Annotated in this window: 16 protein-coding genes and 1 tRNA gene; 11 read left to right on the top strand and 6 right to left on the bottom strand. The window is 34.7% G+C overall.

Annotated features, from left to right (window positions below):
• The first annotated feature begins 14 nt into the window (after nt 1–14).
• The 4 genes from FLV_RS10965 (at nt 15) to FLV_RS10950 (ending at nt 6,003) form a co-directional block, all read left to right on the top strand.
• Nucleotides 15–2,792 carry a 2-oxoglutarate dehydrogenase E1 component gene (locus FLV_RS10965; protein ID WP_243233814.1) on the top strand — a complete coding sequence of 926 codons (2,778 nt, stop codon included), beginning with the start codon at nt 15–17 and terminating at the stop codon, nt 2,790–2,792.
• A 5-nt stretch (nt 2,793–2,797) separates the two neighbouring features.
• On the top strand, nt 2,798–3,370 hold the full coding sequence (locus FLV_RS10960) for a DUF2846 domain-containing protein (protein WP_243233808.1): 573 nt from the start codon (nt 2,798–2,800) through the stop codon (nt 3,368–3,370).
• A gap of 80 nt (nt 3,371–3,450) precedes the next feature.
• Entirely contained in the window at nt 3,451–4,692 is a 1,242-nt protein-coding gene (gene odhB, locus FLV_RS10955) for a 2-oxoglutarate dehydrogenase complex dihydrolipoyllysine-residue succinyltransferase (protein ID WP_243233807.1), read from the top strand.
• Nucleotides 4,693–4,776: 84 nt separating this feature from the next.
• Complete coding sequence (locus FLV_RS10950) at nt 4,777–6,003, top strand: TCR/Tet family MFS transporter (protein WP_243233805.1); 1,227 nt, start codon at nt 4,777–4,779, stop codon at nt 6,001–6,003.
• Nucleotides 6,004–6,103: 100 nt separating this feature from the next.
• On the opposite strand, the gene FLV_RS10945 is transcribed toward FLV_RS10950, so the two are convergent.
• The 6 genes from FLV_RS10945 to FLV_RS10920 all read right to left on the bottom strand — a co-directional run bounded on the left by FLV_RS10945 (nt 6,104) and on the right by FLV_RS10920 (nt 14,522).
• Complete coding sequence (locus FLV_RS10945; protein ID WP_243233804.1) at nt 6,104–7,627, bottom strand: T9SS type A sorting domain-containing protein; 1,524 nt, start codon at nt 7,625–7,627, stop codon at nt 6,104–6,106.
• 54 nt (nt 7,628–7,681) lie between these two features.
• Nucleotides 7,682–8,119: a retropepsin-like aspartic protease gene (locus FLV_RS10940; protein WP_243233803.1), complete on the bottom strand. Its 438-nt coding sequence runs from the start codon at nt 8,117–8,119 to the stop codon at nt 7,682–7,684.
• Nucleotides 8,071–10,701 carry a CHAT domain-containing protein gene (locus FLV_RS10935; protein ID WP_243233802.1) on the bottom strand — a complete coding sequence of 877 codons (2,631 nt, stop codon included), beginning with the start codon at nt 10,699–10,701 and terminating at the stop codon, nt 8,071–8,073. The genes FLV_RS10940 and FLV_RS10935 overlap by 49 nt, the downstream gene beginning before the upstream one ends.
• A 174-nt stretch (nt 10,702–10,875) precedes the next feature.
• Nucleotides 10,876–12,828, bottom strand: coding sequence for a PKD domain-containing protein (locus FLV_RS10930; RefSeq protein WP_243233801.1), 1,953 nt, complete (start codon nt 12,826–12,828; stop codon nt 10,876–10,878).
• 205 nt (nt 12,829–13,033) lie between these two features.
• Entirely contained in the window at nt 13,034–14,017 is a 984-nt protein-coding gene (locus FLV_RS10925; protein ID WP_243233799.1) for a hypothetical protein, read from the bottom strand.
• 205 nt (nt 14,018–14,222) lie between these two features.
• Nucleotides 14,223–14,522, bottom strand: coding sequence for a hypothetical protein (locus FLV_RS10920; protein ID WP_243233798.1), 300 nt, complete (start codon nt 14,520–14,522; stop codon nt 14,223–14,225).
• A 273-nt stretch (nt 14,523–14,795) separates the two neighbouring features.
• Between FLV_RS10920 and FLV_RS10915 the strand changes: the two genes are divergently transcribed.
• The 7 genes from FLV_RS10915 to FLV_RS10885 all read left to right on the top strand — a co-directional run bounded on the left by FLV_RS10915 (nt 14,796) and on the right by FLV_RS10885 (nt 21,347).
• Nucleotides 14,796–15,380: an RNA polymerase sigma factor gene (locus tag FLV_RS10915; protein WP_243233797.1), complete on the top strand. Its 585-nt coding sequence runs from the start codon at nt 14,796–14,798 to the stop codon at nt 15,378–15,380.
• Nucleotides 15,381–15,382: 2 nt separating this feature from the next.
• A complete protein-coding gene (locus FLV_RS10910) occupies nt 15,383–16,108 on the top strand; it encodes a tetratricopeptide repeat protein (RefSeq protein WP_243233795.1) in 726 nt (241 codons plus the stop codon).
• 183 nt (nt 16,109–16,291) lie between these two features.
• Nucleotides 16,292–17,938, top strand: coding sequence for a S41 family peptidase (locus tag FLV_RS10905; RefSeq protein WP_243233794.1), 1,647 nt, complete (start codon nt 16,292–16,294; stop codon nt 17,936–17,938).
• 210 nt (nt 17,939–18,148) lie between these two features.
• On the top strand, nt 18,149–18,937 hold the full coding sequence (locus tag FLV_RS10900) for a TatD family hydrolase (protein WP_243233792.1): 789 nt from the start codon (nt 18,149–18,151) through the stop codon (nt 18,935–18,937).
• Between the two features lie 63 nt (nt 18,938–19,000).
• Nucleotides 19,001–20,137 carry a 1-acyl-sn-glycerol-3-phosphate acyltransferase gene (locus FLV_RS10895; RefSeq protein ID WP_243233791.1) on the top strand — a complete coding sequence of 379 codons (1,137 nt, stop codon included), beginning with the start codon at nt 19,001–19,003 and terminating at the stop codon, nt 20,135–20,137.
• Nucleotides 20,127–21,164 carry an asparaginase gene (locus tag FLV_RS10890; protein WP_243233790.1) on the top strand — a complete coding sequence of 346 codons (1,038 nt, stop codon included), beginning with the start codon at nt 20,127–20,129 and terminating at the stop codon, nt 21,162–21,164. The genes FLV_RS10895 and FLV_RS10890 overlap by 11 nt, the downstream gene beginning before the upstream one ends.
• Before the next feature lie 96 nt (nt 21,165–21,260).
• Nucleotides 21,261–21,347 (top strand) — tRNA-Ser (locus FLV_RS10885).
• Nucleotides 21,348–22,369: the final 1,022 nt, after the last annotated feature.

Here is a 22,369-nt window from a genome sequence, read left to right as displayed (position 1 = left end):
TTCACTCAAATATTATGGATAGGTTTTCATTTTTAAATGCAGCGCATACCGAGTTTTTTGCACAATTATACGATCAATATTTAGTAAATCCAGACAGCGTTGAGCCAAGCTGGAGAAGTTTTTTTCAGGGCTTTGACTTTGGACAAACAACTTATAATGATGAAAATCCTGTGCAAACTATCGTTGAGTATGTAACGACTGGCGACAACACAGATTACAGTAAAGTTTCTGAAAAATTACAAAAAGAATTTAACGTTTTAAAATTAATTGATGGCTACCGTACACGTGGTCATTTATTCACTAAAACAAATCCGGTTCGTGATCGCAGAACGTCATCGCCAACTTTGGATATTGAAAACTTCGGATTAACAACTGCAGATCTTTCTACAGTTTTTGATGCTGCTCAGGTTATCGGTGTTCCTCCTTCTACTTTGCAGGATATTATCACCCGTCTTAAAGCAATTTACTGTCAGCATATTGGGGTTGAATATATGTACATCAGAAACCCTGGTGTTGTAAAATGGATTCAGGACAAATTAGGTGTAAATAACAATCAGCCTGATTTTTCTAAAGAAGAAAAACAAACGATCCTTACTAAATTAAATGAAGCTGTTTCTTTCGAAAACTTTTTGCATACTAAATATGTAGGTCAAAAACGATTTTCATTAGAAGGTGGAGAATCGATCATCCCGGCTCTTGATGCTTTGATCGAGCAGGCTGCAGAAAAAGGTGTTGAGCAATTCGTAATGGGAATGGCACACCGTGGCCGTTTGAACGTTTTGGCAAACATCTTCGGAAAATCAACTCAGGATATCTTTAGCGAATTTGACGGTAAAGATTACGATCAGGAATATTTTGACGGTGACGTAAAATACCACTTAGGTCTTACTGCCGATAAAAAAACAAGATCAGGAAAAAGCATCAATATCAATTTGGCACCAAACCCTTCACACTTAGAAACGGTTGGAGCAGTAATTGAAGGAATTACAAGAGCAAAACAAGATAAATATTTCCCTAACGATTTCTCAAAAGTATTACCAATCGCCGTTCACGGAGATGCTGCAATTGCAGGGCAGGGGTTGCTTTATGAAATCATTCAAATGGCACAATTAGATGGTTACAAAACCGGAGGTACCATTCATATCGTAATCAACAACCAGGTTGGATTTACAACAAACTATTTAGACGCCCGTTCATCAACTTATTGTACAGACGTTGCAAAGGTGACACTTTCACCGGTATTACACGTAAATGCTGATGATGCTGAAGCTGTTGTACACGCAGTATCTTTTGCATTAGACTACAGAATGCAGTTTGGACGTGACGTATTTATAGATTTATTAGGGTACAGAAAATACGGTCACAACGAAGGTGATGAGCCTCGTTTTACACAGCCGGTTTTATATAAAATCATTGCAAAACATAAAAATCCAAGAGATATTTATGCAGAGAAATTATTATCTGAAGGCGTAATTGATGCCTCTTATGTAAATGGTCTTGAAAAGGAATACAAAACAGGTTTAGAAGAAAACTTAGAAGCATCCCGTAAAAAAGCGTTGACAATCATCACCCCATTCATGCAAAATGAGTGGAAAGGATTCCAGCAGGTTTCTGATGATGTGATGCTGAAAAAAGTAGATACAACTTTTTCAAAAGAAGGATTGGATTCTATTATCAATACAATTTCAACTTTACCATCAGATAAGAAATTCATCAATAAAATCACCAAAATTGTATCAGACAGAAAAACCGGATACAACAATAATACGTTAGATTGGGGAACTGCTGAGGCTTTAGCTTACGGTTCGCTTTTAACAGAAGGATTTGATATTAGAATTTCTGGTCAGGATGTAGAGCGCGGAACTTTCTCTCACCGTCATGCGGTAGTTAAAGTGGAAGATTCTGAAGAGGAAGTAATCTTACTGAACAACATCGAAAACAAAAAAGGAAACTTTGGCGTATTCAATTCGCTTTTATCAGAGTACGGAGTTTTAGGATTTGATTATGGTTATGCATTGGCAAATCCAAATGCTTTAACGATCTGGGAAGCACAATTTGGAGATTTCTCTAATGGTGCACAAATTATGATTGACCAGTATATTTCTTGTGGTGAAGATAAATGGAACAACCAAAACGGTATTGTTTTATTATTGCCACACGGATATGAAGGTCAGGGAGCTGAGCACTCTTCAGCAAGAATGGAGCGTTACTTACAGCTTTGCGCAAGACACAATATGTATGTAGCTGATTGTACAACGCCGGCGAACTTCTTTCACTTGTTAAGAAGACAAATGAAAACGGATTTCCGTAAACCTTTAGTAGTTTTCTCTCCAAAAAGTTTATTGCGTGATCCAAGATGTGTGTCTTCAGTTGAAGAATTAGCAACAGGAACTTTCCAGGAAACTATCGACGATACTACAGTAGATAAAAAAGGTGTAAAAACTTTGGTCTTTGTAACTGGTAAATTCTATTATGATATTGTTGCGGAAAGAGAAAACAACGGAAGAAATGATGTTGCAGTTGTTCGTATTGAGCAATTATTCCCTTTGCCGGTTGAGCAAATCAAAGAAATCATCGCACAATATCCAAATGCTGATGATTATGTTTGGGCACAGGAAGAGCCTAAAAACATGGGAGCTTACAGTTTTATGTTAATGAACTTTGATCTTGTAAAATGGAGACTGGCTTCATTAAAAGCATATTCTGCTCCGGCTGCAGGAAGCTACACACGTGCAAAACGTCGTCACGCCGATGCAATCAGAATGGTATTTGATAAAAATTTATTCAGATAAAATTTATGAAAAAGATACTTATTCTTGCTTTTGCAATATTATCAATTGTAGGTTATTCTCAGGAATTAAGAAAACCAAGTGAAGGAAAAGCTATAGTTTATTTTGTGAGATCTTCAGGAATGGGCGCTTTAATAAATTTTAAATATTTTGATGGAGAAAAGTATTTAGGTAAATTCAATTATGGTAAATATTTAGTTTATGAATGTGAGCCAGGTAAACATGTTTTTTGGTCCCGATCAGAAAATACCGATTTTATTGAGGCGGATCTTGAAGCTGGAAAAATTTATATAGTTGATTCTGAAGCGCAAATGGGTGCTATAAAAGCTGGTGTAGAATTAGTTCCTTTTAATCCTAATCCGGAAAGCTATAAAACGCCTAAGAAATTTGAAAAAAAGAAAGCAGCTATTTTGAAATCGATTTCAGAAAATAAAGAATATGTTGCAACTGATTCAGATTTAAAAGAAGGTGCTGAAGAATATGCAAGTATCATTAAAAAATCTACAGAAAAATATAATAAATTAAAAGAAAAAAGTGAAGAATTTGCAAAAGTACTTCCTGAAATGTCATACAACAATTAGATAAAAAATGTTTCAAGTTTCAAGTTTCAGGTTTAACAACTTGAAACTTGAAACCATAAAAACCTTAAACAAAAACAAAGATGATTTTAGAAATGAAAGTCCCATCACCAGGGGAATCAATAAAAGAAGTTGAAATTGCAACTTGGTTAGTAAAAGACGGAGATTATGTAGAAAAAGATCAGGCAATTGCTGAAGTTGATTCAGACAAAGCTACTCTTGAATTGCCTGCTGAAATGAGCGGTGTAATTACACTAAAAGCTGAAGAAGGTGATACAGTAGCAGTAGGTGCTGTAGTTTGTTTAATTGATACTGATGCAGCAAAACCAGCAGGTTCAGCAGCTGCACCAGCGGCAGAGGCTCCTAAGGCTGAAGCTCCAAAAGCAGAAGTAAAAGCTGAGGCTCCAAAAGCAGCTCCGGTTCAGGCTCCTGCAGCAACAAGTTATGCAGCCGGAACTCCATCTCCTGCAGCAAGAAAAATATTAGATGAGAAAAATATCGCTCCGGCAACAGTTTCAGGAACTGGTAAAGGTGGAAGAATCACTAAAGATGATGCTGTAAATGCAGTGCCTTCTATGGGAACTCCAACTGGTGGAAGCCGTGGAACTGAGCGCACAAAATTATCAATGTTACGTCGTAAAGTAGCAGAAAGATTAGTTTCGGCTAAGAACGAAACAGCTATGCTTACTACTTTTAACGAAGTAAACATGACGCCAATCAATCAAATTCGTAACGAATACAAAGATGCTTTCAAAGCAAAACATGGTGGTCTTGGTTTAGGATTCATGTCATTCTTTACAAAAGCAGTTACAAGAGCTTTGCAATTATATCCGGATGTGAACTCAATGATGGATGGTGATTATAAAATAGCTTATGATTTTGCTGATATCTCTATCGCAGTTTCAGGACCAAAAGGATTAATGGTTCCTGTAGTTCGTAACGCTGAACTTTTAACTTTCCGTGGAATCGAAGCTGAAATCAAAAGATTAGCTTTAAGAGCACGTGACGGGCAAATTACAGTTGATGATATGACTGGAGGAACTTTCACAATCACTAACGGTGGTGTTTTCGGAAGTATGTTATCTACGCCAATCATCAACCCTCCTCAGTCAGGAATCTTAGGAATGCACAACATTATCGAGCGTCCAATCGCTGTAAACGGTAAAGTTGAAATTCACCCAATGATGTACGTAGCACTTTCTTACGATCACAGAATCATCGACGGACGTGAATCTGTTGGTTTCTTGGTTGCCGTTAAAGAAGCTTTGGAAAACCCGTTAGAATTATTGATGAACGGAGATGCTAAAAGAGCATTGGAGTTGTAATCAAATAAATTCTGAGAAATAAAAAAATCCGTTTAGAAGCTCTAAACGGATTTTTTGTTTATTTGTCTAACTAATCACTTATTTATGTCTTCCAACAAAAAACAAGCTGCAATAGGTTTTATTTTCATCACCATGTTAATCGATATTACCGGATGGGGAATCATTATTCCGGTTATTCCAAAGCTGATTAAAGAATTAATACACGGTGATGTGAGTGAAGCAGCTAAATATGGCGGCTGGCTGACATTTGCTTATGCGATGACGCAATTTTTGTTTGCTCCTTTGATTGGTAATCTGAGTGATAAATTTGGGAGAAGACCTATAATTTTAATTTCCCTTTTTGCTTTTGCGCTGGATTATATTTTACTGGCATTTGCACCAACGATTACATGGCTTTTTATTGGGAGAATAATTGCCGGATTAACAGGGGCCAGTATTTCAACCGCTTCTGCTTATATTGCCGATGTGAGTACACCTGAAAACAGAGCCAAAAATTTCGGAATGATCGGAGTCGCTTTTGGACTCGGATTTATAATTGGACCTGTGCTCGGTGGTATTTTAGGACATTACGGATCGAGAATTCCGTTTTATGCAGCAGCAGTTTTGTGCATGCTGAATTTTCTGTACGGTTATTTTATTCTGCCGGAATCCTTATCAAAAGAAAACAGAAGACAGGTTAATTTAAAAAGAGCCAATCCAATTGGTGCCTTTTTGAACTTAAGGAAATATCCTTCGCTTTATGGATTGCTGATTGCCTTATTTTTGATTTACATAGCGGCACATGCCGTGGAAAGTAACTGGAGTTATTTTACGATGTATAAATTTAACTGGAACGAAAAGATGGTCGGAATTTCGCTTGGCGTTGTCGGAGTTTTAGTAAGTCTCGTTCAGGGTGGTTTGATACGATGGACAAGTAAAAAATTAGGAAACAAAAAAAGTATCTATATTGGAATGTCTTTATATACCCTTGCGATGTTTTTGTTTGCCTTTGTTTCAGAAAGCTGGATGATGTTTCTCTTTTTGATTCCGTATTGTCTTGCGGGAATAGCAGGGCCTTCATTGCGCGCTATAATTGCCGGGCGTGTTTTACCAACAGAACAAGGAGAAATTCAGGGAACCATTGCGAGTTTAATGAGTGCAGCAACGATTATCGGTCCGCCGGTAATGTCGGGTCTTTTTTATTATTTCACACATCAGGACGCACCATTTGAGTTTCCGGGAATGCCTTTTATACTTGGAGGAATATTGATGATGAGTAGTGGTATTGTTTCTTACCTTTCATTGAAAAAACATTCGAATAATAATCTATAAATGTTGAAAATCCCAAATTCCAGTTAAGGAGTTTGGGATTTTTATTTTTACCAAAATTAAATTTTGGAATTTGGAATTTCAGATTTGGAATTTCAACCCTTTATTCTTTTACAATTTTGATGGTTTTGGTTTTTTCTTCAGATTTTACTTTTAGGAAATATATACCTGTTGAGATATTTGATAAATCAATTTCAGAATGAATGTCGTTTATTTTTTTAACTAAAACAGACTTTCCTGAAACGGCTAATAGTTCGACTTCATCAATATTAGCAGTGTTGCTTAGTGCTAATTTGTTTTTTACAGGATTTGGGTAAAATTTAAAATTTGGTAAAACAAAATCCTCATTTGAAAGTGCTCCGTTTGATTTTGCAGTAACTGCAAGGCGCTGGGTACTTTCAACATTGTTAATGGTTTGAGAGGCATAATAAGTAACACCATCAACCAAAACTGTTATTAAAGGCAAAGTTGTCTCAGCAGCTTTACTTGTTTTTCTTGTTGAATTTTGAGAACTGTACCATTTTATATTTTGACCATCAACAACAATATCTTCTAAGGTTTGTCCTGGAGTGAAATCAAAGTTTATTGCGTTTTTACCGTTTATTAGTGGTGATGGTGGGTTTATTACAAATGCATAATATAAAAAACAGCCGGTAAGGTCTTGAATAATGGATGTGTAATATCCTGGTTCTAAATTTGTAAATGTGCCATACGAAAAGAATTGATTCAATTTGGGAGAAATAGCATAAGTGTAAGAACCACTACCACCTGTAGCTGTTATTTTTACTGAATTTGTATTTTCTATAGCTACAGCAGCAAATAAAGGAGCTGGTTGTGTCATTTCTACAAAGGTAATTTCTTTACATCCGGTTGCATCAGTAGCTTCTACAATGTAACGACCCGCAGCTACGTTATAAAAAATATTTCCATAAAATGGATTTTTGGTAAGTTCTCCGGTAGTATAATTTCTAAGGGTGTAAGTGTAAGGAGCATTTCCGCCAGTTGTGTTTGGTAGATGTATTTGACCAGTAGAATCGCCATTACAATTAGGAGATACGGTTAATGGAATAATTTTTATAGGAGTATATGCTGTTATACTCACAGAAACTGTACTTATACTACATCCTGAAGCATCTTTGGCGTATATTGTGTGAATTCCAGGAACTAAATCTTTAAAGACATTATTAGTAGAAAATGTTCCACCATTAATTGAATAAATATAAGGTGCTTTACCGCCATTACCTTGAACAGTAATAGTACCTTTATTATTCATACAAGACGTAGGTGTGATATCAGCTACTAAAATGAAAGGTGAACTTTTTTTTAAAATCAAATTAAAATAATTTGTAGTAATTGCTCCCTTATTATCAATTCGGGCATAGATAGTTTTAGAATCTGAATTGCTTGAATAGTTAGTTGGGTTTGAGATAGCATTCGTATTATTTGTTGCGTCCTCAAGACTTAAATGATAAGTGACAATTGTTTCAGCAGGATTTAAATTGCCAATCAAAAGTGTTTTTTTTGAAGTCAGGTCAAAAGTATTCCCTGAACATTGCTCAATATCGCTAACCTGAGCATAAAAGAAATTTGTAAATAAAAAAAGTAAACTGAGTAGCGTTTTTTTCATACGTATAGATTTGTTAAAAATAGGCATGGCAAATATAGCTAAAAAACTTACTTTTTATTTCAAATACAAATAATGATTATAATAATCAATAATCCCTTTTCCTTCCAGTAAAACATCAGCACCAATGATGCCATGAACAGGTTTTGCTTTGTATTGCTGTAAAGCTTCATTAACGTGCGATAGGTCAAAAATTACCAGACTAAAATCAGTATTTTTCCAGGAACCCAACTGAAGCGCATTGTGTTTCGAAATTTGCGTTTTCATTCCGGTTCCGCCGGCTCCTGCAGCTTTGGTTTTGGATTTTTTTGTAGTTAATTCAAATTTTTCAATACTTTCGAAACCCACACACGAATTGGATGCACCGGTGTCTAAAATGAAATTCCCTGAAATGCCATTGATTTTTGCTTTAATGGCAAGATGCTGGGTTTTGGTAACTTTGAATTTTATTTTTTTGTATTTCTCTTTTTTGAGAACCTCGTGAAGATTTTCCATTTTCGATAATGATTGAAAACCAAAAATAAACCAATTACAGTCAATAAACTAATGATGTACCAGATATAGTTAGCTGAATTTGTTTCTGTAGAAATCGAACCGTAATAGACAAACGAGCTCCAATAGTAAGGTGATTTTTTATCGTTTGAAATTTCAGAATTATTCAAAAAGTCAATTTTAGCGTTGGTGTTGGCTTCAAAATAAGTTTGATTGTTTTTGATGTTTTCATAGAAGTCAGACATAAAAACCGAAGTCGTATAGTCATTTACTTTCCATAACGAAAATAACAGATTTTGCGCTCCTGCAAATTGAAAACCTCTTGCGACACTCATGGCACCTTCGCCTTTATACCATTTTCCGATTCCGGTTTCACAGGCACTTAAGACTACTAAATCAGGATTTAATTGAAGATTATACAATTGAGAATACAATATTTCTTCATCATAAAATTTGATACTCGCGGGTGTTTCGATATCTCCTGAAGAAGCATGTGTGCTCAAATGCAAAATGGAATAATTAGAGGCATTTTTTCTAAAATTATCGTAAGAGGCAGTTTTATTTTCGAAAAACTTTCCGTCAAAATTGTTTTTTATCGCTTGCATTTCGTCTTTAGAAAATTTCAATTCATAAGGGGTTTTTTCGAATATTGGAAAAATTCCCAGTACATTTCTTTTGCTGTTGGAATGAGGTATTTCTTTTAGGTAGAATGCAGCAGAATTGTTGTACGCAATCTTAAAATCATTTAATAAATAATGCATTTTAGCAAAATTGGAAGTTTTGGATTCTTTGGTAATCAAAGCTTCAAAAGGCAATAAATTTAATATTCCATCGGGAATGATAATGAGATTTTTGTAATTTGATTTAGCAGGTAACAGAAGATTTTTATACGCTAGATACGCTGTTTTTTTATAGTGAGCAATATCGTTTGTAATCGTATTGGCTTTATGAAAAAGACTAACAAATCTAGGTATTGGCTCTCCGCACATTTGACCTGTACAAAAGAATTTCATGAGGATTTGGTTGTTTTGTATCGTAAATACGTAGACCGTATTTGTGCCCCAAAAATAAGCAGTCAAAATTGCATTGTCTTTTTCTAATTTTGTGCATAACTCATTAAAATTAATAGCTGAATTGTATCGTATTTTGGTGTCAGATTGTATTTTTTTTAAGAGCAGCATTAATTCGTTCTGCTTTTTTATAGCTTCATTTATTTTAATGATATCTGCCTGTTCTTCTTTTTGTTGTTCTTTAATTATTAATGTATTACATTTTTGTAGTTCTTCCAGAATGCTTTTTTCCTTTCCTGATTTATTTTTAATTAATTGTTCTTTTAAGACAACAGATTTAGATTTTTCGGTAAGCAGAAAAGCTTTTTTGATGTAAATGGATTTTCCTTCTTTTTTAAAAAGTGACTGATAAATGTCAATGCATTTTTCAGTGCGTTTCCTATTTCTGATCTGTGTAATAATTTTAGAGTTTTCATACAAAATAAGGGATTGGAACAACTCTTCGATATAAAAAGAAAGTGAGTAACTTTCAAGTGCTTTTTGGGGCTGATTTTGTAATGTGAATATGTCAGCCTGGAAGTCTAAGGCATCTAGTAAAGCTGTTTCGGCATAAAGAGAATTTGCTTTTGGTAAAATGTTTTTTGGGTTGTTATAGTTAGGGATTAAAATTTTAAAAATATTTTTCAAAATAGATTGGGCTTCTGTTAAGCTTCCTTTTTTTAGTAATAAAGGAATGTACTCCAAATAAAATTTGGCTCGCTTTCTGGGTTCTGTAGATGATGAACTTTCAAATATTTTTTTGGCTTTTTCAAAATAGATCAAAGCCTTTTCTGTTCTGTAATCCGTATAAATTTTGTATAAATTGATATAGGTATTGTATAAAGATTCCGTTTGGGATTTGTCTTTTTTTAATGCGGGAATTGCTTTTAAAAAAGCCATTTCAGCATTAAAAGAATCTTCATTTATCGATCTAAAAAGATAATTTGCGCCTAAATTATTGTATAAAAGACCTTTTTGAGTTGTGGTTGGTTTTTCAGTTTGAATGGTTTTTTCAATTAAATCTATAGCTTCAGTAACTCTGCCGGTGTTTTGATAAACATTCGATAAATTCAGAATTGCCGCTATCTTTTGCGATTCGTTTTTTTCTGTATCTGCTAAATAATAATACTGCTTTATCATATTTTCGGCGCTGTCATAATCGCCCAAAACAGTATATAAATTACCCAAAGGTTTCAGGCAATATTCGATGATATCGTAATTGTTGAGTTTATGTTTCTGATAGATTTGCCACGCTTTTTCATAGCTTGAAACTGCATGGTGTGTCTGCCCAAACTGATTCTGGTAATAGGCTTTATTGCAGTTTAAAACTACAATTGACAATAATTCGTCTTTGGTTTTAGGTTTTGGATTTTTCCAGAAAGCAGTTTCAGTATTGGTTAAATTTTGAAGCGCTTTCGCAGAAGGTTGGGCAACAAAAATATCAATGGCATTGTAAATTTTGTCTTCGGGGGTTTGCCCAAATACAGTTAGATTCAGGAAGAAGAAAATTAAACTATATAAGCGGTATAAGTTCATATAATGTGTTGCGTATTTTTTTTACAAGAAATGATGTCACCCTGAGTCCATTCGGCTTCGCTCAGGATAAACTTAGTCGAAGGCTTTTTACCCGAAAAGGCTTCGACTCCGCTCAGCCTGACACTTGAATTTTAAAACTTAAATTTACTTATATCACTTATATGGTGGAAATATTTAAAACCTCCAAATCCCATACACCTGAAAATAATTAAAATCCTGTTCAAAATTCATTACATAACGTGCCCCTAAATTCGGTCCGATTCTGGCGAAACCTGCTGTTAAATCAAATAAAAGTCCCGTTTTAAAATCAGTAAAGGAGTTTTTAACCGTGTTGTTTACTGTTTTTGTACCGATTAAGATATTTTCTTTCTCATTTTCAAAAATTTCTGTTTTTATATCCTGATGCTGTTCTGATAAAACATTGATATTGGCCTGAATTCCGGCCCCGATTCCGATATAATTATTAAGGTTATACCGAATCAAAATTGGAACTTCCCAGTTGACATTTTTATTTTCAGTTGTAGTAGTAGTTCGTATTAATCGCCTCGTTCCGTTTGCATTCGTGTCGAATGCGGTTGTAATATTTACTGCGCTGTTGTATTGGTTTAAGGCATTTACCCATTCTGCCTGCCAGTAAAAACGATAAGCTTTGAAAGGCGAAATAGTAGCTCCCACAAAATAACTGGTCGATTTTTCAAGATCCGGGTAAATGTTGTACCCTGCTTTGGCTCCAATTGAAATTCCAGGCAGGAATCTGGTTACGGCGTAGTTGGTTATAATTGGCTCGTTTTTGTCAAAAATAATAGAGGTTCGGCTTCTTGTTTTTACTTTATGGAAGTCTTCACTGAATTTCATCGAATAACGGACAAAACCTTTGGTACTGTCTTTTTCCTTCACGTTTTTTTGCTCAGTTCCCGGAAGATAAATGTTTTTAAAAGTAAAAATAATTTGTTTTTTTGTAATGATAGTATCAAGACAACTCACGGTTGGTTCTTCGTCTTTTGGGCAAATCGGGCATTCAGGATACATACTTTCGATCTGGAATGTTTTTTTGTCGAACATATCCGGAATATCGGTTTCTAAGCGAATTTTTCTTGCCGGACCTTCACCGTTGTTTTGAAAACGGGTTTTGAATTTTACTCTTTTAAACCGGACGAGTCTGTAATTCATAAAACTTCCATTCGAACCCATTTTATTCGGGTCGTGAGAGGTTACGATTTCCATTTCGAGGTTTTTTACTTTATGGTTTTTAAAGCTGCGGTTTGGTACAAAAATCCCTCGCATGGTAACCGTTGCGCTGGTATCTTTGATCATTTCGGGAGTGGTTTTGAAGGTATAAAAAACATTTCGGGTTTCACTTGGATTGGCATCGTCAAATTCCAGAATCGAAACATTATGATAGAGTGTGTTTGCTTCTTTTAAACTCGCATCCAAATCTTCTTCGGTTGTGGTATTTTTATATTTTTTGAATTTCACAATTTTTTCGGCAGAAGCCAGATATGATTTTGTATCGTCAAGATCATGAACAGAAGCCACTGTGTTTTCTTTTACTTCATGCTCGCCTGCATAAGTCCTGAAATCAACCAGTTCGAAATTATTGTTTTTAAATTGTTTTTCGTTGTAAAAAAGATAGAGCTTGCCATTGGCCACATAATTCTCCAGATTTTGATAACTGACCACGACTACCATTTCCTGGTCAGGGATTGGATCACAGTTTTTTTGAATAGCGAATCCGTTTTGGTCAGCAATCGAGGCGATATCCTGATATGGATCATCTGCTATTTCATTTACGGCAACTTTTTTTGGACGTGTAGCAGGAGGTTTTCCATTATCGTAATTGTTGGTAACAGCTAATCGGGCAGTATAATTACCTTTATTTTTATAAACGTGTTTGGGTTCTGCCTGTTTGCTGTAATGACCGTCACCCATTTCCCATAAATAGGAATAGCTAGGTTTTGGTGCACCTGCAATCGGAATTAAAGGCGGTGTTTCGGGTTTATAGGTAACAGCGTTTCCGTTTTGTATAAAAACAATATTGGCTCTTCGGGTGATGGTGTCTTTTACTTTGGTTTGCGCCAACACCATTACTGATGACAGAAAAATGAAACAGCATAAAAGTTTTTTCATGGTCGAGGAGGTTTTTAGCCCTGATGGGAGCGGCATCTCCCGATTTAGAAAAACAAGGCTTTTTAGCCGTAGTTTTTGTTGTCGGGAATACAGCGGACAGCAGGATTAGCTTCTGAAAATCATCAGAATTAGTTTAAAACAGCATTAAATGTAAAAAAAAGTGATGAGCAAATCATCACTTTTTCTTAAAAAAGTATTTTGTAAGTTACTGAATAGCATTGATTGCTGCTACCAGTTGCGCTTCTGAGCCTACTGTTGTTTCGGCTAAAGTAAAAGTGTAAGTTTGGTTTGCAGTAATTGTTACACCTTTTATTGCATAACGCCATTGACCGTTATCTTCCGTTGCAAAAATGATGTGACAGGCTAAACCAACAGGAATTTGTCCGTAGTGTTCGCTGAATAATCCGGCAGCTGTGTAGGTGTCTAATTTAGCCAATGCATTTTGCCCTTCTCCATCATAAGATAAATAAATCGCACAATTGTCATTGTCGTAGCCTTCCGGAGCATCTACCAAAATAGTGGTTTTAGGTCTTGGGTCGCTGTAGAATTTATCAACATTTGTCCATCCGAAGTTTCCAAAAGTTACATAATAGTTGTTTGCTTCACCCTGAACTCCGCCTTTTCCACCAGTTCCGTCAGCACCGTCTCTCGCTTCTTTCCACACTAAATTTTCTTCATCATTGGTATTTCCAATCCAAAGGGTCATTACGTTGTCTAAACCTCCGGTTAAATTAGTGGGTACCACCAGATTTATGGAACAAGAAGTTGCCAGATCTACACCGCCTTGTGTTGCTTTGATGAAAAATTCACCTCCTGAAATTAATAAGTTTTTCTTTCCGTCAGCCATTAAGCCCATGGTGGGTTTGTTGGTTACCAGCATGTCTCCTTTGTCAAAAAGCTCAACAAAATCAATGTTAATGGCTCCGGTTACTGCGTTTCCTGCTTTAGTAAGACAGTTTCCGTTGATGGTGATTTTTACACCTTTTGCAGAAGTCAGCGTAATTGCTCCTGCTCCTGCTGTTGCGGTAAAATGTTGTGTTTTTCCTGCCAAGGCTTCATCTCTTACCGCTGCAAATTCTGCTGCTGATGGCGGTATAATTTTTTCATCTTCATTGTTGCTGTCATCACAGCTTACAAATGTTGCTAACGCTAAAAATAATAATCCGATTTTTTTAAAATTTGTGTTCATGATTTCTAATTTTTATAAATCTGAGCTGATCGTTGTCAGTTGGTTTTCAGATTTCGGTTGTTAATTTTAATTTTTATATTCTTATATCAATTCGGGTTTGATATTGTTACCCTTGTTTTCAAAATTTATTTTTTAATTCGTTTTATATGAGTATATCAACGGGGTTTAAAAATTGTTACCCCTGTTTTTTATTTTTTTTGAAAAATTATTTAGAGAGGCATTTTTCTTCAAAAACATTTCCGTCTTCATCCACAGCAACCAGTATTTCTTTTTTCTTTGAAAGACGAATAATTAAATACAACCAGACAATTGACCAAAGCCCAAATGTGACAAAAACCAAAATCAGCTGAAGAGAAGAATCGATTTGTTTTTTTTCTTTGTATAAAACCACATAGGGAAGTTTATCGTTTTTTTCAACTACGACAAATCCGTTGCGAATTTTGTTCGACAGTATCTGTTGGAACTTGATAAAATCTTTCTCGGTTGTAAATTGATAGCTTCCCATTTTTATGTGATTTTAATTCTAAATAACCTTCTATTGCTCTATATCATTTTGTTTTTAGGATTGTTACCCCTGTTTCTGCAATTTTTTTCAGATTCTTTTTTTTACTTTAGCTAACCAGTTGAGCGTAATTAAAGTTTAAGTGTCATCCTGAGCGGAGTCGAAGCCCTTTAAGTTTCATAAGCCTTCGACTCCGCTCAGGATGACATTAAGTTTTATAGAAATAATACATGTAATTAATTACGGACAACGGGTTTTAGCTAATAATTTTAAATTATGGAAAAAAGTAAAATTCATCCCGACCAAAAATATATCGAAGGAATTGCTGCTAATGATTCGGCAATAATCCGGTCTATTTATAAAAATTCTGTTCCAAAAGTGGTATTTTATATCATGAACAATTCCGGAGACAAGGATCAGGCTCAGGATGTGGTCCAGGAAATCATGATTTTGCTTTTTAATCAGGCAAAAGCCAATACATTGCTATTGACTTGCCCGTTTGATGCTTACTTTTTTTTGTTGTGTAAAAGGAAATGGCTTAACGAATTGAAAAAAACTTCGAATAACGGGGTAACAATTAATGAAGATTTTGCATCTATAAATGAATCTGCTCTCGAATTGGTTCAGGAAGCTGAACAGTTTGATGAAAAACAGCAGCTTTTTGATACGATGTTCCAAAAATTAGGAGATAAATGTCAGGAGGTTTTAAAACTGAGTTTCAGCATTAAATCGATGGAGGAGGTTGCAGAAAAACTAAACGTGACTTATGGATATGTCCGTAAAAAGAAATCGTTATGTGTTGGTCAGCTAACTCAGTGGATTCAGGAAGCAAAAAATTTTAAATCTCTTAAAAATAATTAGCCATGAACGAAGAACGTTACATATTATTTGATCAATATCTTCAGGGAGAAATGACTGTTGAGGAAAGAAACAGCTTTGAAAAAGAGGTTTCAGAAAATCCTGAATTTGCCGCTGAATTCATAACATTCAAAAATGTTCAGGTACAATTGGAGAATAAATTCGGGCATGAGCAGGAAAGAGAAGCGTTTATAGAAAATCTATCCGATATTGCAGATAAACATTTCAATAAAGACAGGCCAAAAGTGGTATTGATGCGCCCTTGGTATTATGCAGCGGCGGCATCAGTGGCTATTTTATTCGGATTGTTCTTTTTTGACTACAATCAAAATCCGTCTTTTAATGATTATAACCATCCCGGACAAGCTCATTTTACAGAAAGAAGTAATACAAATGAAAGCCTGATACAGGCTGAAAAAACGTTTAATGAAAGAAAGTTCAAAGAAGCGATTCCGTTTTTGGAGGCAGTTTTGAAAGAAAATAAAACCTCGGAAATTCAATATTATTATGGTGTTTCTTTATTGCAAACCGGTCAAGATAAAGAATCAGAAGCGGTTTTTAATGAGTTGAAATCAGGAAGTTCTGTTTACAAAGAAAAAGCACTTTGGAATCTTGCTTTACTAAAATTAAAACAAAAAGATTATAATGGCTGTAAAGAAATCCTGGAGACTATTTCTCAGGATTATGAAGATTATGATGAGGTTCAGGAGCTTTTGCATGCTTTAGATTAGATATTTCACTGAGATACACGGAGAATTTTACACAGAGATTCGCAAAGTTTTTAAAATACTTTGTGAATCTTTTTTTGTTTCTAAAAAGGTTAGATAAAAACTAATTTGGATTTTTAGTTCTATATTCGATTTTTATTTTTATAAATTTAACCAGAAACCATCTATAACCTTAACCTCCATTAAATGCAGAAAACTACTTTAATTCTTCTTGTTATATTTTTACAAATTACCTTCAGCTATGCCAAAATTACTGAAACCGAAAAACTGTCTGCGACCTGCAAAGTCTGGGGATTTTTAAAATATTATCATCCGAAAGTTGCCGGGGGAGAATTGAATTGGGACAATCAGCTTTTGGAAAAACTGCCTAAAATTGAAAGAGCACAAACCAAAGAAGAGTTTTCCCTGATCTTAGAAAACTGGATTGATGAACTTGGACCGGTAAAAGAAGTTGCTCCGATTGCTGTACCAAAAGACATTGAATTTTTTGATAAGAATTTCGATTTAAACTGGTTTAATAATAAGCTGTTTTCAAAAAAACTTTCGAAGAAACTGAAATTTATTGAGCAAAACAGATTTCAAAGTGATGAGGAATTTGATCCTAATTTTGATGGGTTTAAAAATCTGAAAAATTACTACGATCTGGATTACAATAATAGAGATTTGAGAACCCTAATGTTGTTCGCTTATTGGAATGTAATTGAATATTATTTTCCGTATAAATATGTAATGGATCAAAAATGGGATAGGATTTTAGAACAAACCTTGCCACTTGTTTTAGAGGCTAAAGATGATATTGAATTTTTATCAGTAATGAAAAAAATGTCAACTAATCTAAATGACGGCCATGTTATGTTTCATATCTATCCAGCAAAAGGCACAGTAAAAAATCCGGTTTATTTTCCGGCTACGGGTAAAATAATTGATAATAAATTGGTTGTTACCGAGATCTTAGGGGATAGTCTTGCAGAAGCTTATAACATTAAAAAAGGAGATGTTATTACTAAAATAAATAACAAAACGATTAAGGAATATATTGATGAAAATAGAGATTTAATAAGTGCCTCAAATGAAGCTTCGCTTTTAAATAAAGTTATAAATCCAATCCTTACTTCTGATTTTGAAAATGTAAAAGTAGAGTTTCTAAAAGATGGAAAATCAGAAAGAAAAGAAATGGTTTGGTTTAACTATCATGATTCTCATCGAAATGAATATAAAAAGGGAGCTATGAAAAAGAAAGATAAATTCAAACTTCTGGATAATAATATTGGCTACGTCAATATGGGAGTTATCAAGCCAAAAAATATTCCGGATATGATTGAAGCTTTAAAATCAACAAAGGCAATTGTTTTTGACATGAGAAATTATCCGCAAAATACATGGAAAGAGATTTCAGATTTTTTAAATCCTGAAGAAAAGAAATTTGCCATTTATACGTATCCCTATTTGAATTATCCCGGAAAATATTTCTGGGCAAATGGAACAAATGCGGGATTTCATAATAAAAATAATTACAAAGGAAAAGTGATTGTATTGCTTAACGAAGATTCTGTAAGTCAGTCAGAATGGACAGCTATGTGTTTTCAAACGGCAGGAAATACAACCATTATTGGCAGTCAGACAGCGGGAGCAGATGGAAATGTATTCGAATTTGATTTTAAACGATTTCATACCGGTTTTTCAGGAATTGGGGTTTATTATCCGGATCGTCGCAAAACCCAAAGAATCGGAATTGTTCCTGATATTGAAGTAAAACCAACCAGTAAAGGAATTCAGGAAGGCAGAGATGAGGTTTTAGAAAGAGCTTTAGCTTTTATTGAAACGGGGAAGTAGTATCTGTTTGTCATTTCGACCGAAGGGAGAAATCACACTCGGGATTCGACAAAGATTGGAGCCATACTTTATGGAGTTTCTAGTGTGATTTCTCCCTTCGGTCGAAATGACAAGAATGATGAAAAAAATCCGTTTGATCTGTAAAATCTGCATTCCAATTCCACACAATTGTTATTCTTTTAATATTGTCGTAATTTTGACACCTTTAAAATGATACACTTGAATTCAACACCCATTATCACCGATACACACACCCATTTATATTCTGAAGAATTTGATCAGGATCGTGACGAAATGATGCAAAGAGCGATAAATGCCGGAGTAACACGTTTTTTTATTCCTGCTATTGACGCTGCTGCCACACAATCTATGTACGATCTGGAACAAAATTATCCGGATTATGTTTTTCTGATGATGGGGCTTCATCCCACTTACGTGAAAGATAACTATCTGGACGAGTTGCAACATGTTGAAAATGAGCTTTCAAAACGAAAATTTTATGCCGTTGGAGAAATCGGAATCGATTTGTACTGGGATAAAACACATTTAAAGGAACAGCAAATTGCTTTTAGGAGACAAATTCAGCTGGCAAAGCAATACAAACTGCCTATCGTAATCCATTGCCGTGAAGCTTTTGATGAAATTTTTGAAATTCTGGAAGAAGAAAAATCAGCAGATTTGTTCGGAATTTTTCATTGTTTTACCGGAACGTACGAACAGGCGCTTCAGGCGATTTCGTATAATATGAAGTTGGGAATCGGAGGAGTAGTGACTTTTAAAAACGGAAAAATCGACCAATTCTTACACCAAATTGATTTAAAACACATTGTTCTGGAAACCGATTCACCTTATCTGGCACCAATTCCATATAGAGGTAAACGCAACGAAAGCAGTTATTTAACGAATGTAATTGCAAAACTGGCCGAAATTTACGACCTTTCAAATGCAGAAATTGCAGAAGTAACAACACAAAACTCCAAAGACGTTTTCGGGATTTAATATGCCGATTACGATACTTTAATTTTTTTTTTGTTCTTTTGCCCACCTAAATTGATATTTATAATGCAGAAATTTGACGCTATTCGACCATTTTATGATTCTGAAGTAAATGAAGCTCTTCATGGAGTTGCCAATCATCCCATGATGAAAACCATGATGAATTTTACTTTTCCGGAATTAAATGATGAAGTTTGGAAAGAACAATTAAAGAAAACACACTCTATTCGTGATTTTCAATGCAATTTTATTTATCAGACTATTCAAAAAGTACTCGATAAAAGTTCAGAAGGACTTACTACTTCGGGTTTTGAAAAGTTAGAAAAAAATACTCCTTATTTATTTATATCCAATCACCGTGATATTTTGCTGGATACGACTTTACTGAATGTTTGTCTTTTCGAACATGGTTTGGTTATGACGGCATCCGCAATTGGTGATAATCTGGTTAAAAAAGCATTTTTGAATACATTGGCAAAACTGAATCGAAATTTTTTAGTTTTGAGAGGCTTAACGCCAAGAGAAATGCTGCAAAGTTCTAAATTACTGGCAGAATATATGGGGCAATTACTGCTTCGCGAAAACCGTTCGGTTTGGATTGCACAAAGAGAAGGCCGTACCAAAGACGGAAATGATGAAACCAATCCGGGAGTTTTAAAAATGATTGGAATGGGCTCTGATGAAGCCAATTTAATGGATTATTTTAAGAAATTAAAAATTGTTCCGGTATCCATTTCATACGAATACGACCCGACGGATGTTTTAAAAATGCCACAATTAATGGCTGAAGCTAACAACGAGGTTTACGTAAAAGATAAAAATGAGGATTTCATGACCATTTTAAGCGGTATCATGGGAACGAAAAAAAGAATACACATTTCGGTAGGAGATGTTTTAGATACTGAAATTGATCAGATTGTTGCGGAAAACGATAATTCGAACAAACAGATTCAGGCTTTGGCACAAACGATTGATGATTCTATTTTGCAGAATTACCAATTATGGCCAACTAATTTTATTGCCTACGACATTTTAAATGAAACCAGTCAATATGCTCATTTGTACAAAGAAAGTGAAAAACAGCTTTTTGAGCGCCGTTTAGAAATGCGTATAGGAACTGACAACGGTGTAGCCAGACAAGGGTTTTTAGCAATGTATGCCAATCCTGTGGTGAGTAAATTAAAATACCAAAATGTCATCTAAAGCTAAAATACTTTTAATTTATACCGGTGGAACCATCGGAATGAGCAAAGATTTTGAAACAGGAGCGCTTAAAGCTTTTGATTTTGGAAAACTGCTTAAAAATATCCCCGAAATAAAACAGCTGGATTGCGAAATCGAAACGGTTTCGTTTGAACATCCAATTGATTCTTCGAATATGAATCCTCAAATGTGGGCCAAAATTGCCACTATTATCGAGGAAAATTATAACGCTTTTGACGGATTTGTTGTCCTTCACGGTTCAGATACCATGTCGTATTCTGCGTCGGCATTGAGTTTCATGCTCGAAAATTTAGCCAAACCTGTTGTGTTTACGGGCTCGCAATTGCCAATTGGGGATTTGCGTACTGATGCCAAAGAAAACCTGATTACGGCCATTCAGATTGCGTCGCTTCAGGAAAACGGAAAACCGGTAATCAACGAAGTTTGTTTGTATTTCGAATACAAATTATACCGAGGAAACCGAACTTCAAAAGTAAATGCAGAACATTTCAGGGCTTTTACAGCACCCAATTATCCGGAATTAGTAGAATCAGGAGTGCATCTTAAATTAAACCGGCATTTATTTCTTCCTATAAAAACAGATGCAAAACTGATTGTGCATAAAAACCTGAACAATCATGTAGCCATCATCAAAATGTTTCCCGGAATGAGTGAGACTGTTCTGGCTTCAATTTTAGCAACTAAAGATTTAAAAGGAATCGTTCTGGAAACCTATGGCTCCGGAAATGCACCTACCGAAGACTGGTTTTTAAATTTGATTGAAAAAGCGATTCAAAATGGCTTGCATATCGTTAATGTAACGCAATGTTCCGGCGGAAGCGTGAATATGGGACAATATGAAACCAGTACGGCTTTGAAGTCTTTGGGCGTGATTTCCGGTAAAGATATTACGACTGAAGCGGCCATCACCAAATTGATGTATTTATTGGGGCACACGGTTACGATTCCGCAAAATGAATTTAAAAATATTTTTGAAACGGCTTTACGTGGCGAAATTTCGCTTTAGCCAATTTAATTAGCCAAAATACTGCAAGTATTGAGAGGATTTTATAAAAAATGCTTTTCTAACTCATTTTTTTTCATGTTATTTGCAAACCAAAATAGAGAGGTGTCCGAGTGGTTGAAGGAGCTAGCCTGGAAAGCTAGTATATGGGTAACTGTATCGAGGGTTCGAATCCCTTCCTCTCTGCAAAATAAAATCCCGCAATTTCATTTATTGAGATTGGGGGATTTTTGTTTTAATTTTATAACCTATAAAAAATGAATACGTATTATTTTTATAATTTAATATGATGAAAAACCAAATTATACTTTTAAGTTTTCTGTTAATATTAATTTCCTGCTCTAAAAAAGAAGAGGTGAAGTCATTTCCTTTTGATAATTTCGTTATTTCTTCTGCTGGTTTGCATCATATCAATTCTCTGAAATTTACAAAAAGTGATACCATTTATTTTCAGAAAAGATATCCTGAACCAATTGAAAACTCTTATGCAATCCTTAAGTCAACAGAAAGAGAAAAGCTTAGTAAATTATTTAATGGAATAAATTTTTACAAAGTTTGATAATGAGTATGCACAAGAAAATTTGTGTGATGGTACAGGTTATCTTTTGAATATTTCTAGAGAAGACAAGCATAAAAGGATTTTTTTATATGGTAATGTAATTCCAAAAGAACTCAAAACATTTATAGATTCATTAGGGAAAATAAAAGCTAATTTGAAATTTCTCCCAACAAAGAAAGCTGTGGATTTTGGAGATTTAGGATATCTTATACCTCCGCCACCACCTCCAAAACCAGAAAAAATACATTTTGTAAATTGAAAAACCTCTAACCCAGCCCCGATAGAAATGATATCCTTTTGTGGCGGTCCCGATAGCTATCGGAAGCTACAAAAGATAAAATGGATAGCGGGACTAAGCGTATTTTGAAAACGGATTTTCTGCTTCTTAAAAATAATCAGGAAGATAATTTAGTGTTTGATTAAATTTCTAAACGCGAAAAAGCGTGTGGTTTTATTGTAAAATGGTATTTTGCGTTTATTTTTTATGAAATACGTCTTGTTTTTATAAAACCTCGAAAACCTGTTTTTCTCTTAAAGACAGTAATAAAACCCGTTATTCATAGTTTTAACCTATTATTCAGAAATTCTAAAAAAATAAAAACCTATATTTCATGTTTTAAGATAAAAAGAACCTATTTTTCGAATAAAC

Origin of the sequence: Flavobacterium pectinovorum, assembly GCF_022802975.1 — a bacterium.
Lineage (GTDB): Bacteria > Bacteroidota > Bacteroidia > Flavobacteriales > Flavobacteriaceae > Flavobacterium > Flavobacterium pectinovorum_B.
The sequence above is the reverse complement of the archived record's forward strand: the minus strand, read 5'-3'. Positions and strand labels throughout refer to the sequence as shown.

Excerpts from the sequence above, each read along its gene's own strand:
- FLV_RS10945 (WP_243233804.1), bottom strand. The coding sequence starts at position 7,627 with ATGAAAAAAACGCTACTCAGTTTACTTTTTTTATTTACAAATTTCTTT.
- FLV_RS10940 (WP_243233803.1), bottom strand. The coding sequence starts at position 8,119 with ATGGAAAATCTTCACGAGGTTCTCAAAAAAGAGAAATACAAAAAAATA.
- FLV_RS10910 (WP_243233795.1), top strand. The coding sequence starts at position 15,383 with ATGAACGAAGAACGTTACATATTATTTGATCAATATCTTCAGGGAGAA.
- FLV_RS10920 (WP_243233798.1), bottom strand. The coding sequence starts at position 14,522 with ATGGGAAGCTATCAATTTACAACCGAGAAAGATTTTATCAAGTTCCAA.
- odhB (WP_243233807.1), top strand. The coding sequence starts at position 3,451 with ATGATTTTAGAAATGAAAGTCCCATCACCAGGGGAATCAATAAAAGAA.
- FLV_RS10960 (WP_243233808.1), top strand. The coding sequence starts at position 2,798 with ATGAAAAAGATACTTATTCTTGCTTTTGCAATATTATCAATTGTAGGT.
- FLV_RS10965 (WP_243233814.1), top strand. The coding sequence starts at position 15 with ATGGATAGGTTTTCATTTTTAAATGCAGCGCATACCGAGTTTTTTGCA.
- FLV_RS10925 (WP_243233799.1), bottom strand. The coding sequence starts at position 14,017 with ATGAACACAAATTTTAAAAAAATCGGATTATTATTTTTAGCGTTAGCA.
- FLV_RS10935 (WP_243233802.1), bottom strand. The coding sequence starts at position 10,701 with ATGAACTTATACCGCTTATATAGTTTAATTTTCTTCTTCCTGAATCTA.
- FLV_RS10895 (WP_243233791.1), top strand. The coding sequence starts at position 19,001 with ATGCAGAAATTTGACGCTATTCGACCATTTTATGATTCTGAAGTAAAT.
- FLV_RS10915 (WP_243233797.1), top strand. The coding sequence starts at position 14,796 with ATGGAAAAAAGTAAAATTCATCCCGACCAAAAATATATCGAAGGAATT.
- FLV_RS10890 (WP_243233790.1), top strand. The coding sequence starts at position 20,127 with ATGTCATCTAAAGCTAAAATACTTTTAATTTATACCGGTGGAACCATC.
- FLV_RS10905 (WP_243233794.1), top strand. The coding sequence starts at position 16,292 with ATGCAGAAAACTACTTTAATTCTTCTTGTTATATTTTTACAAATTACC.
- FLV_RS10950 (WP_243233805.1), top strand. The coding sequence starts at position 4,777 with ATGTCTTCCAACAAAAAACAAGCTGCAATAGGTTTTATTTTCATCACC.
- FLV_RS10930 (WP_243233801.1), bottom strand. The coding sequence starts at position 12,828 with ATGAAAAAACTTTTATGCTGTTTCATTTTTCTGTCATCAGTAATGGTG.
- FLV_RS10900 (WP_243233792.1), top strand. The coding sequence starts at position 18,149 with ATGATACACTTGAATTCAACACCCATTATCACCGATACACACACCCAT.